The 11,473-nt window shown below is 74.7% G+C and carries 9 protein-coding genes; 5 read left to right on the top strand and 4 right to left on the bottom strand.

Annotated features, from left to right (window positions below; translation table 11 throughout):
- The first annotated feature begins 27 nt into the window (after nt 1-27).
- Nucleotides 28-1,350 (top strand): hypothetical protein, encoded by a 1,323-nt coding sequence (locus SJY06_RS06370; protein WP_380165759.1) that lies wholly within the window; start codon nt 28-30, stop codon nt 1,348-1,350.
- Nucleotides 1,347-2,840 carry a hypothetical protein gene (locus SJY06_RS06375; protein ID WP_380165761.1) on the top strand — a complete coding sequence of 498 codons (1,494 nt, stop codon included), beginning with the start codon at nt 1,347-1,349 and terminating at the stop codon, nt 2,838-2,840. The genes SJY06_RS06370 and SJY06_RS06375 overlap by 4 nt, the downstream gene beginning before the upstream one ends.
- 3 nt (nt 2,841-2,843) lie before the next feature.
- Here the strand turns inward: SJY06_RS06375 and SJY06_RS06380 are convergent, their stop codons facing one another.
- From SJY06_RS06380 to SJY06_RS06390, 3 genes are read right to left on the bottom strand one after another with little or no spacing between them, the layout of a single operon-like run.
- Nucleotides 2,844-3,827, bottom strand: coding sequence for a glycosyltransferase (locus SJY06_RS06380; protein WP_380165763.1), 984 nt, complete (start codon nt 3,825-3,827; stop codon nt 2,844-2,846).
- 16 nt (nt 3,828-3,843) lie between these two features.
- On the bottom strand, nt 3,844-4,959 hold the full coding sequence (locus tag SJY06_RS06385; RefSeq protein ID WP_380165765.1) for a glycosyltransferase: 1,116 nt from the start codon (nt 4,957-4,959) through the stop codon (nt 3,844-3,846).
- The gene (locus tag SJY06_RS06390; RefSeq protein WP_380165767.1) at nt 4,956-5,960 is read right to left on the bottom strand and encodes a glycosyltransferase; all 1,005 of its coding nucleotides are present in this window, start codon (nt 5,958-5,960) and stop codon (nt 4,956-4,958) included. The genes SJY06_RS06385 and SJY06_RS06390 overlap by 4 nt, the downstream gene beginning before the upstream one ends.
- A gap of 148 nt (nt 5,961-6,108) precedes the next feature.
- Between SJY06_RS06390 and SJY06_RS06395 the strand changes: the two genes are divergently transcribed.
- The 3 genes from SJY06_RS06395 to SJY06_RS06405 are packed head-to-tail and all read left to right on the top strand — an operon-like array spanning nt 6,109 to nt 9,339.
- Entirely contained in the window at nt 6,109-7,122 is a 1,014-nt protein-coding gene (locus SJY06_RS06395) for a glycosyltransferase (protein WP_380165769.1), read from the top strand.
- Complete coding sequence (locus tag SJY06_RS06400; protein ID WP_380165771.1) at nt 7,119-8,213, top strand: glycosyltransferase; 1,095 nt, start codon at nt 7,119-7,121, stop codon at nt 8,211-8,213. Before SJY06_RS06395 ends, SJY06_RS06400 begins: the two co-directional genes overlap by 4 nt.
- A 49-nt stretch (nt 8,214-8,262) precedes the next feature.
- Nucleotides 8,263-9,339, top strand: coding sequence for an acyltransferase family protein (locus SJY06_RS06405; protein WP_380165773.1), 1,077 nt, complete (start codon nt 8,263-8,265; stop codon nt 9,337-9,339).
- 150 nt (nt 9,340-9,489) lie between these two features.
- Here the strand turns inward: SJY06_RS06405 and SJY06_RS06410 are convergent, their stop codons facing one another.
- Entirely contained in the window at nt 9,490-11,400 is a 1,911-nt protein-coding gene (locus SJY06_RS06410) for a malectin domain-containing carbohydrate-binding protein (protein WP_380165775.1), read from the bottom strand.
- Nucleotides 11,401-11,473 lie beyond the last annotated feature (73 nt).

Genomic DNA, 11,473 nt, shown 5'->3' on the forward strand with positions numbered 1-11,473 from the left:
GCACACCAGGCCGACGATCGGGAGACCATGACCAAGGCACGACCCTCGCGAGACGTCCTGGGAACCGCGCTGCGCCGATTCTGGGTGGTCGCGCTCGTCGCCGGACTCGTGGCGGGCCTGGCCACCGTCCTGCTCGTGCGGGCCACCGCCAGCACCAGCTGGGCGGGCGAGGGGACCTTCGTCGTCCCGATCGCGGACCCGCCCCCCAACACCGTGGCCGGGACGCCGGGTGTCGTGGACCCCCGCAGCGCCAACTCCGCGCAGGACGCCAACCGGTTCGCGCAGTCGTACTCCACGCTGCTGGTCGAGGACGGGGCCCTCATCGCCCACCTGGCCGAGGCGACCGGCCTCGACGGCGGCGACGTCGTCGACGGCACGGAGGCGGTCCCGGTGCCGGACAGCCCCATCATGCGCGTGACGTTCGCGGCCGAGACGCAGGAACAGGTGACCGCCTACTTCGCGGCGCTGACGGCGGCGTTCGCCGAGACCCCCGCGGTCACGCCGAACATCCTGCCCGGCAACGTCGAGCCGCTGCGCGAGGTGCAGGTCTCCGAGCAGCAGGGCCTGGCCCCTCTCGCCTGGGTGCTCGGCGTCCTGGCGGCGCTGGCCGCCGGGCTCGGCGGCGCGGTCCTGCTGGAACGGGCCGACCCGAGGGTGCGCGACGACTCCGACGTCCGCGAGCTGGTCGCCTGGCCCGTGCTGCCGGCGCCGGACCTGGACGACGGGCCCCGCTCCGAGGTCCTGGTCGAGCGCGCCGTCCGGGCCGCGCGCGACGTGCGCGCCGTGGGCGTCCTCGGTCTGCCCGGGACGCCCGGGCACGACGTCCGCGAGGCGACGGCCCGGTTGGAGCGGGTGCACTCCGCGCTGCGGCATCGCGCCCCCGAGCACGCCCGCCCCACGGCGGTGGAGTGGGTCGACGCCGGCACCCTGGCCGGTGACGGGGCCGCCGAGCGGTTGGCGCAGGAGGTCGACGTGGTCGTCCTGCTCACCCCGGTCGGTGCCCGGCTCAAGCACCTGGACTCCGCCGTCCGGTCCCTGCAGGACCTGGCCGTCGAGGCGGTCGTGGTCGGGCTGGTGCCCCGCGAGCACCGACGCACCCGACCCGCTCGTGCCTCGGACGAGACGCCGACCACGGTGGTCGCCGACCCCGTCGGCTGGGCCACCGACGCCCCCGACGACCGCGCGTACGCACCGTCCCAGGACGCCGGGGACGACGGGGACGACGGGGACGACGGGGACGCCGGGGACGACGGGGACGCAGGCGACGGCTCGCCGGACGCGCACGGACCCGCGGTCGCGGGGGACGTGGAGCCCTCGCCCTTCGACCACCCCCTGACGCCACGGCGGTGACGGGGGTCCGTCCCGCACTCCTGCTCGTCGCGGGGGCCGCGGTGGCCGGAGCGGTCGTCGGGGCCTCGGCGTCGGTGCTCTGGCTGGCCCCGCTGGTGCTGGTCGCCGCCGCGGTGCTGGGCGTCGCGGTGTGGCGCAACCCCGTCGTCGGGGCCGTCGTGGTGGTGGCGTTCGTCCCCGCCCTCGCCGGCCTGGCCCGCGGGCTGGTGGTCCCCTCGCTCAAGGTGTCGGAGCTGCTGCTGGCCCTGTGCGTCGCGGCCATGCTGCTCAGTCGGCCGCGGCGCTGGCGGGCCGCCACGGGGGTCGACCTCGGTCTGGTCGTGCTGGCGCTGACGGGCCTGGGCTTCGCGATGTTCCACGCCACCGACGGCAGCTCGGAGCTGGAGAGCGTGCTGCGCGTCGGCCTCCAGCCGACGTTCCTGCTGATGACCTGGTGGGCTGCGTCCCGCGGCGTCGTGAGCGGCGCGGACCTGGTCGTCGTGCTGCGCTGGATGCTCGTGGTCAGCGTCGTGCCGGGCCTGCTCGCCGTGCTGCAGTACTTCGACGTGGGGGACATCGGGCAGCTGCTGGTCGACCTGACGTCCGACGGCGTCCTGGACGACGCGTCCCGCCTGGAGTCCGACCGCGTCACGGGACCGTTCCCCATCTGGCACTCCCTGGGCGGCTACCTGCTGGTGCCCGTCGTGCTGGCGACCACCCTGCTGCTGCGCGGCGACCGGGCCGTCCTGCCCCGCGGCTGGCTCGTCGTGGTGCTGCTGGTCGACCTCGCCGCCCTCGTCCTGGCCGTGACCGTGACGCTGCTGCTGTGGCTGCCGGTGGCGTTCCTCGTCGCGGCGGCGCTGGCCGGCCGGTTCCGTCGCGGGGTGGTGATGACCCTGGTGCTCGCCACGGCCGCCCTCCTCGCGTTCCCGCAGGTCCTCACCGAGCGCGTGGAGGAGCAGCAGACGCAGAGCACGTACACCGCCGGTGGGGTGCTGCCGCAGACGGTCGAGTACCGGCTCCTGGTCTGGGAGCGGGACTACCTGCCGCTGGTCGACGAGGCGGCCGTCGCCGGTCTGGGCAACGACCCGCCCACCGACGTGGTTTTCGGCTCGACCGAGAACCAGTACCTGACGTTCGTGCTGCGGGGTGGGGTGCTGCTGGTGCTGGCCGCCGTGGTGGCGGTGGGGGCCATCGCGGTGCGGGCGTGGCGGCACTCGCGCGCCCCGGACGACACCCGCCCCGACGACGGCCCGCCGTCCGTGGCGCGGTCGGCCGCGATGGCCACCTTCGGCATCGTCCTGTTCCTGCCCGCGGCCCTCATGGTCTGGCCGTACCTCACCAACGCGGGGCTGTCCCAGGCCCTGTTCGCCTTCGCCGGGGCCGCACTGGCCCGGGAGCCGTGGCGGCGCACCCGTTTCGCGGCTGCGGCTGCGGGTCCGGTCGCGGCTCCCGCCGTGGTCGCGCGCCGTACCCCGTCCGCCGGTCGGCGACCGGCGCTGCGGGGTTGACCCTCAGCCCTGGCTCGGGGCGGTGCCTTCCGCGGCCGTGGCGTCGCGCACCCCGCGACGGAGCTCCAGGCGGCGCAGCAGCCGGGCCGTGGTCGTGGCCACCGGGTCGGCCCCGACGGCGTTCGCCACCCGGGTCAGGGTCAGCAGAGCGGCCCTGGCCAGGGACCCCAGCGCCTCGACCCGGTCGGCCTGCACCAGGGCCCGGACGGGGCGCGGCAGGTCGGCCACGGTGTCGGCGAGCGTGAACGGCGGCAGCCGCCCCGCGTGCAGGCGGTGCACGCCGTAGCGGCCCGCGCCCTGCCTCCGGGCGTCCCGCGCGAACGCCGCGGCCGGCCGGTCGTAGTGGTGGGCCGCGAGCAAGGAGCGGTCGAAGCGGCCGCGCAGGCCCGCCTCGGCGCAGCGCAGCCCGAAGTCGCGGTCGGAGTGGTTGGTACGACGGAACGACCCCGAGTCGAACGGGACCCCTCGCAGCGACTCCCGGCGCAAGGACACGTTGCCGCCCCACAACCGCTTGAGCACCAGCCCGGGGTCGTCGTCGTAGCGACGGCACATCCCGTCGTAGTCACCTGCGTACAGCAGGGCCGAGAACCGGCTGGGGTGCCGGCGCGGCGGCACGGCCACCGGCATGTGGCCCAGGACCACCAGGTCCGCCGCCGACGCGTGGTGCCGGGCGTGCCCGCTCACCATCCCGGGCGTGGCGACCACGTCGTCGTCCAGCAGCAGGACCACCTGCCCGCGAGCCCGGTCGATGCCGTGCTGCCGGGCCGCGGCCCCGCCGGCGTTGGGCGTCCCCAGCGGCACCACGCGCGGCTCGTGCGCGGCCATGGTCTGCAGCAGCTCCAGCGACCCGTCGTCGCTGCCGTCGACCACCACCACGACCTCCAGGGTGGCCGGGTCGGCGAGCAGGGGGCGCACGACCTCGTCCAGGCGGTCGCGGCGACGGTACGTGGGGACGACCACGCTGACCGACGCGGGCGGCGTGCTCATCGGCCGACCGCCGGCATCAGGCGGCGAGGACCTGGCGGACCGTGCGGACGAACTGCTCGCGCCCGAACCGGCGGCCCTGGGCCTCGACGGCGTCCTCGTCCAGGTCCAGCGACTCGAACCGTCGGACGGCGGCGGTGATCGTCGCCGGGTCGGACTCGTCGAACAGCACCCCGGAGGTGCCGTCCAGCACCGTCTCGGTGGCCCCGCCCCGGCCGAGGGCGATCACCGGCGTGCCGCACGACATCGCCTCGACCGGGACCAGGCCGAAGTCGTCCTCGCTCGGGAACAGCAGCGCCCGGGCCCGGCGGTACTCCGCGGCCAGCCGCTCGGTGCCGACCGCCCCGATGAACGTGACGTTGGGCGGCGCGGTGGCGCGCAACCGGGCCGCGTCGCGGCCGTCACCGGCCACGACGAGCTCCCGGTCCAGGTGCCTGAACGCCTCGATGACCGGGGTGAGCTTCTTGTAGGGCTCGACGATCCGCCCGGCCCAGAAGTAGTGGCCGCCGCGTTCGTCCGGGCCTCGGGTGAAGGCCTCGTGCGGGGGCGGGTAGGCCACGGCGGCGGCCTCGATCCCGTAGAACCGCTCCAGCCGCTTCGCGACGACCGTGGAGTTGGCGACGTAGTCGGTGGCGGTGTCCGCGGCCCGCCGGTCGCTGGCCCGTAGCGCGCGCAGGGGCAGCCGGGCGGCACGGTGGGTCGCGCGGGGCAGCCGGTCGAGGTACATCTGCTCACCGCTCCACGCCTGACGCAGCGGGGAGTGGCAGTACACGACCTTGCGCCCGGTGGCCCGCACGTGGTGGCTGAAGGCGTAGGACGACGCGAGCACGTTGCCCTGCACCGGCGCGGCGGTACGCAGCAGCGCCGGCAGCAGCAGGCTGGCCCGACGGTAGCTGCCCCGGCGGAACAGGCGCGGGTAGGCGATGGTGACGTCGTCGATGCCGAGGTCGTCCAGCAGGCCCTGCTCGCCGCCCAACGTCATGACCGGGGCGTCGTCGAGCACCTCGGTGGCCAGGGCCGCGGTCACGCGTTCGGCGCCGCCGACGTCGAACGCGAAGTCGTGGACGACGGTCCAGGAGGCGTCCTGCGAGGTGGCGGTGGTGGTCGGCTCGGGCAGGAGGTCTGGCCTGCTCATGCGGCCCTTCCGTCGTCGTTCGTGGGTGCGGTCCCTGTCGACACCGGAAGTACCCGGAGCGACCCGGCGTGAATCAGGTCGTCCAGGTCGACCTGGTCGGCCTCGCGGACTACCGCCAGTCCTCGCGAGGCGGCGACCCCGGCGATCTGCAGCTGGTGGTCGTCGATGTGCTCGCCGTGCTCGGCCCGCCGTGGCACCAGCACGGGCACCTTGCCGGCCTCCAGACAGCGGACGAAGGTGCCGACCCCGGCGTGGGAGACCACCACGTCGGCCCGGGCGATGTGGGCCTGGAACTCCTCGTCGCTGGTCGTGGGCACCACGGTGCCCGGCAGGTCGAGACCGGTGACGTCGGTGATCCCGGTCTGCCACACCACCTCGGTGCCCGCGGGCAGGACCGACGCGACGCGGCGCAGCAGCCGCTGGAAGCCCCACGGCCGGGTGGTCCCCACGGTCACCAGGACGCGGGCGGGCCGCGTCCGGGGGGCGGGCTCGCCCAGGGCGAAGCCGTCCAGCAGGCTGAACTCGTGCCGCCACCGGGGGCCGGCGTTCTCCGGGTACTGCGTGTAGCGACGCACCCAGGGCAGCCGCTGGTGCACGCGGCCCGCGGCGGACGGGCCGTCGGAGCGGGCCAGGCTCTCGACGAACACCGGTCGGGTGCCGACCAGGGGGGCCAGCGGCAGCGCGGCCAGCGACACCGCGGCGCCGGTGCTGTAGACGACGTCGACACCCTCCCGCCGCAGCAGCCGCAGCAGCCGGGGTGTGCTCGTGAGCACCTGGTCGAGACGGCGGGCCTCGACGAAGGGCACGAAGCGGACGTCGCGGCCGGCCATCATGCTCTCGCTCTGCGACGTCCGGTGGGTGATCCACAGCCCACGCTCGTGCCGCTCGGGCTCCAGGACCCGCGCCAGGTGGGTGAGCTGGACGAGGTGGCCACCGGTGGTCGCGACGAAGGCGGGTTTGCGGCGGCCGGATGTGGGGGAACCTGAGGAGGGGGACGTCATTGCTCGTTAGTCTAGAGATGCTCGCCCACTGCCATCGCACTGCGGGACGAAGACGACCCTTTCGCCGTTCGACCCGAGGAGTCCCGCCATCCACCTGCGAACCCGTCCCAACCTGCGCCCCGCCCGCGTCCGTGCGCCCTTCGCCCACGTGACGTGGCAACGGCACGCCGGTCGTGCCGAGGAGATGGCTCACGCCCTGGGCGGGGTGGCGGTGCACGTGCACCCCCGCGCCCTGTCCGCCCGTCGGCTGGTGCTGCTGCGCTACCTGGTGAGCGTGGTCCTGACCGCCGCGGCCCTGGTGCGCCTGCGACCGGCGGCGGTGGCGGTCACCAACCCCCCGGTGGTGCCCGGCCTGGTGGTCGCCGGCTGGTCGGCCCTGACCGGTACGCCGTTCCTGCTCGACAGCCACACCAGCTCCTTCGGGGTCAAGGGCAACGCCGTGGCCAAGCGGATGCTGCGCGTGCACCGCTGGCTGGCCCGTCGCTCGGCCGGTGTCATGGTCACCACGACCTCGTGGGTCGAGGAGGTCCGCACCTGGGGTGCCGACGGCCTGGTCGTCCACGAGGCCCCGCCCGCCTGGACCGTCAGCGAGACGGCCCCGGCCCACGCGCGCCCCCAGGTGCTGCTGGTCGGGGTGTTCTCCGACGACGAGCCCATCGAGGAGGTCGTGGCTGCGGCCGCCCTGTGCCCCGACGTCGACGTGGCCGTCACCGGTGACCTGGCCAAGTGCCCGCCCGGGCTGCGGGAGTCCGCACCCGCGAACGTCAGCTTCGTCGGTTTCCTGGGGCCCGACGCCTACCGTCGTCGGCTCGAGGCCAGCGACGTCGTGATCGCCCTCACCACCGAGCCCACGTCCGTCATGCGGGCGGCCTACGAGGCCGTCTACGCCCGACGCGGTCTTGTCGTCAGCGACTGGCCGACGCTGCGCGAGGTGTTCCCGCTCGCCCGCCACGCCGGCAACCACGCCGAGGCCCTGGCCGGGGCGCTGCGGGCCGCGCTGGCCGAGGACGCCCCCGCGCGTCGGCAGCGGGCCGAGGACGCACGCGAGCTGCAGCTGAAGCGGTGGGCCGAGCAGGTCGACGGTATGCGCAGGGCGCTGGCTGGCGACCGTCCCGCCCGGGCCGTCGCGGCCAGGTCCGACGAAGGGGTGGTCAGGTCATGAAGGTGACGGTCGCGCACGACTACCTCACCCAGCGGGGCGGGGCCGAGCGGGTGGCGCTGGCCCTGCTCGACGCGTTCCCCGGCGCCCCGCTGGTGACCAGCGTCCACAACCCGGGCGCCACCTTCCCCGACTTCGCGTCGGCGGACGTGCGCACCGGGCCGCTGCAGAGGTGGCACCTGGTCCGGCGCGACCCCCGGGTCGGGCTGGCCCTGCTGCCGGCGGCGTGGGACCGCACCGAGGTGCCGGCCGCCGACGTGGTCGTGGCGAGCACGTCGGGCTTCGCCCACGGGGTGCGGATCCCCGACGACACCGCCCTGGTGGCGTACTGCCACAACCCGGCGCGCTGGCTCTACCAGACCGAGGACTACCTGCCCCGGCGTCGTGAGCGGGCCGCCCTGGCCGCCGTGCGCAAGGGCCTGGAGGCCTGGGACCGGCGCTCCGCCGCGCGCGTCGACACCTACCTGGCCAACTCCACGACGGTCGCGGCCCGGATCGAACGGGTCTACGGCATCGAGGCCGAGGTGGTGCACCCGCCGGTGTACATCGACGTCGACTCCCACCAGGAGCCGGTTGCCGGCCTCGAGCCCGGTTTCTGGCTGACCGTGGCCCGTGGTCGCGGCTACAAGAACACCCGTGCCGTGCTCGACGGCACCGCGCTCGCGGGGGGCCAGGTGGCCGTGGTCGGGCAGCAGCCCTCCGGCGAGCCGGACGACCCCCGGGTCCGCTGGCTCGGCGTGGTGTCCGACGCCGAGCTGCGCTGGTTGTACGCCAACGCCCGGGCGCTCGTGTCGGTGTCCCGCGAGGACTTCGGGCTGACGCCGATCGAGGCCAACGCCTTCGGCACGCCCGTCGCGGTCCTGCGGGCGGGCGGGTTCCTGGACTCGACCGCCGAGGGCGTCAGCGGCGTCTTCGTCGAGGAGGGGACGGCCGGTGCGGTCGCCGCGACGCTCCGCGACTTCCCCGACCTGGACCCGGCCCTGGTCCGGGAGCACGCCGCCCGCTTCGGCCAGGACCGCTTCGCGCACCGGGTGCGCGAGGTCGCCGAGCAGGCGCTGGCCCGCCGCCGCAGCGGCGCCCTCGTCCTCGGCTGAACCGGGGGCAGCACCGGGCACCGCACACACGTCCACGGAAGGGTTCGTCATGTCGTCAGGCTCGGGGGTCGATGTCGTGCGCCCTCAGGGCTTCGACGTCCTGAGGATCGTCGCGGCGTCGATGGTCATCGTCAGCCACGCGTTCATCCTGCCGGGCGGGGTCGAGCCCGACCTGCTGGTCTTCGGCGACTTCGCGTTCAACATCGGCCGTCTCGGCGTCGTCGTGTTCTTCGTGGTCAGCGGCTACCTGATCTGCGGCAGCTGGCTGGGCGACCCCCGCCCGCGCGCGTTCGCCGAGAAGCGGGCCCGACGACTGCTGCCGGCCCTGGTGCTCATGCTGCTGCTGGTCACCTTCGTCATGGGGCCGCTGGTCAGCACCCGTCCCGGGTACCTGCTCGACCCCGGCACCTACGAGTTCCTGCTGCGGAACCTGCTGGTCTTCCCCTACACCTACGACCTGCCCGGCGTGTTCGACGACAACCCGCTGCCGCAGGTCAACGGCGTGCTGTGGACGCTGGGCGTCGAGGTGCTCGCCTACACGCTGCTGGGGATCGCCGGGGCGCTGGGCTGGCTGCGCGGCTGGAAGGTGCTCGCGGCCGTCACCACGGTGTTCGCCCTGGTCGGCTGGCGGCTGATCGCGGGGTCCGTCGTCGACGGCGCCCTGGTCCCGGTCGCGCTCCGCGTCGAGCTGGTGGCCTTCTTCTTCGCCGCCGCGACCGTCCGGGCCAGCCCGTGGCGGCCCGGCTGGCGCAGCGCGCTGCTGTCGACCGTGGTGCTCGCGTCCGTCCTGCTCGTACAGGCGCCGCTGTCGATCCTGCTCGTGCCCGGCGCCACCGTGGTCGTCCTGTACCTGGGCACCCGCAGCTGGCCCGCCGCCCGCCACGTCACCCGGTTCGGCGACCCCAGCTACGGCGCCTACATCTACGGCTTCGTCGTCCAGCAGCTGCTGGTGGCCTACGCCGGCTTCGGCGACCTGCCCGTGTGGCTGTTCTCGGTCGTGTCCATCGTGCTGGGCCTGGGGGTCGGGTACGCGTCGTGGCACCTGGTCGAGGAGCGGGCCCTGCGCGGGTCCCCGCGGCGACCCGTGGCCTCGCCGCCCGCACCGCAGGGCTCGTCGCGTCGCTGAAGCCCGACCGGGGCCGCCTGGGGCCGCCGGACCTCGCCCCTCGGCGCACCGACCAGCGACACGACAGGGCCCCGACGGCCGTTGTGGCCGTCGGGGCCCCGTGTTCTGTCGCTGGTCGGTACGCCGGGTGCCCGGTTCGCGGGGGCCGGGTCAGTCGACGGTGATGTCCGGCCAGGACCTGGCGAGCTCCCAGACGCTCTGGGCGGGGGTCCTCGTCGGCGAGGTGGTGACGCGGAGGTTCTGGGTGCTGATGGGGATGCTGGCGCGGGTCCCGGCGAGCCAGAGGAGGTAGGCGTGGCCGTCGCGGTGGCCGGTGAGGTGGATGTTGTCGAGCTGCCACTGCCCGAGGGTGCCGGTGCCGAACTGGTGGGGTTGGAGGAAGAGGCCTTGGTAGCGGAGGTTGTGGGCGGTGAAGCCGTCGATGCGGAGTCGGTGGGGGCCGTTCCAGGCTTGGAGGGCGTCGCCGCCGTAGTGCTTGCCGGTGCCGCCGGGCAGCTCGACGTTGACGCCGTCGATGAGGATGTCGCGCAGCTGGACGGTGAGGGTGCCCTTCTCGGCCTTGGAGTCGATGTTGATGCCTTCCCAGACGAAGGTTCCGGCGCAGTGGAGGCCTTCGACGTGGATGGTGCGGGGTCGCTGGGCGGTGCTGTTGCCGGTGATGTGCAGGCAGCGGTTGTTGTTGGCCTGGTCGGCGCCGGCGGGGAAGTGGCGTCTGGTGAAGCGGATGGTGCCGCCGGTGGAGACGATGTTGCGGCCGCCGTTGATCTCGATGCCGCCGACGATGTCGAGGTCGGTGTCGGGCCAGCGGATGAGGACGTCGCGGTCGGCGGGGGCGCGTAGGAGCCGGTTGGTGGGCGAGGGGGTCCAGACGAGCGGGTCGACCAGCGTCGGCGCGTTCCACGACGCGTTCGGCGTCGGGGCCGGTGCGGGCGCGGGCGGCGGTGTCGGCGTGGGTACCGGTGCGGGGGTAGGTGCCGGGGCGGGTGCCGGTGCCGGGGCGGTCGTGGCGCCGAGCGTGCCGGTGCTGACCCCGGTCATCCTCACGACGGACGGGCCGTCCTGGTAGATGGCCGGCTGGGTGGTGCGACCCGTGCTCCGGCCCAGGGCGGCGTGCGTGTCGGTGGACACCGTCCGCCCGTCCCAGGTGGCGGTCAGCGTGTTGCCCCGCAGCTCGACGCGGGCCAGGCCGTCCCCGGACGGGGTGAACGGCTTGTCCACGATCATCGTCTTGCGACCGTCCACGTAGGACAGCACCTGGTAGCTGGTGCCGGTGAAGCTGGCCACCACCTGGTGCCCGGCGTCGCGGCGACGCAGGACGAACCCGCCGTGGCGACGCCAGCTGTTGTTGCCGGAGATGACCGCCTGCCCGAACTGGTCCGGTCCGGACGCGGTGGTGGCGGGGCCGTGGACCCAGGTCCAGAAGGTGCTGGTGGAGAAGGTCGACCCCGCTGGAGCGGGAGTGGGGGCCGGTGCGGGGGCCGGCGCGGGCGGCGGGGTGGGAGCGGGCGCAGGAGTCGGTGCAGGTGTCGGTGCGGGTGCCGGCGCGGGAGCGGGCGAAGTGGTCGTGACCGGGACGACCTCGATGCCGGCGACGAGCGTTTGGTCGCGGCTGGCGGACAGGTCCAGGTCCAGCGTGCCGTCGGTGACGGTGACCCGGGACGTGGTCTGCCACGCCCGGTCGTGCCCGGCGACCCGGTACAGGTCCAGGTCGCGGAACATGGGTACGCCCTCGGCCGTGGCCGAGAACAGCCGCTTGCCGGACGCGTTCCACCAGGTCTCCGCCGCGTGCAGCGTGACGTCGTACGTGCCGGCGGTCACGGGCACGTCGTAGCCCCGGGCCCCGACCCGGTACGCCTGGTAGAGGCGGGGGTTCGACGTGCCGGTGACGGTGTGACCGGTGGACCCGTTGCGCCCGGCGATCGACCAGCGGTCGGCCTGCCAGGCGGTGCCGGCCACCGTGGCGGCCGGTCCGCCGGCGTTGATGCGCACGGTCGGGGTCGCGGCGGCCGCGGGGGACGTGGCCGCCAGGGTGCCCGTGACGGCCATCACGGCCCCGACCACGGTGGCGAGCGCAGCGGTGCCACGACGGGTCCGAGCAGGGGACGGGCGCCTCGACGAAGGCCGTGAGGGCATG

Source organism: Jannaschia sp. R86511 (assembly GCF_042466345.1).
In the GTDB taxonomy this organism is placed as follows: domain Bacteria; phylum Actinomycetota; class Actinomycetes; order Actinomycetales; family JBBAYJ01; genus Aquipuribacter.